The 255-nt window shown below is 52.5% G+C and carries 1 protein-coding gene; it reads right to left on the bottom strand.

Annotated elements, in window-relative coordinates; genetic code table 11:
- Positions 1-255: response regulator transcription factor (locus tag C5P05_RS00190; protein WP_157979130.1), on the bottom strand; the 255-nt coding region annotated here is incomplete at both ends.

The raw sequence follows: 255 nt of genomic DNA, 5'->3' as shown, positions 1-255 counted from the left end.
TCAATTGCACCGCGCGTGCAACCGCTTCGGTCCGTCGTTGAACGTCCAGCTTGGAAAAGATGTTCTGGTTGTGCCACTTGACCGTGCTCAGTGACAGAAACAACCGTTCACCGATGCTTTGATTGGAGTGGCCTTCCTGAATCAGGCGAAGTATTTCCAATTCCCGATCGCTGAAGGTGCCAAGAGGCAAGTGGGATAACGTGACTTCAGTAGGCGCAGTGACACGTTTATCCTGAGCAAGTTGTCCGCCAAACG

It is taken from the genome of Rhodoferax ferrireducens, assembly GCF_003347515.1.
In the GTDB taxonomy this organism is placed as follows: Bacteria; Pseudomonadota; Gammaproteobacteria; order Burkholderiales; family Burkholderiaceae_C; genus Rhodoferax.
Note: the sequence above shows the minus strand (reverse complement) of the source record. Positions and strands in the feature narration are given on the sequence as shown.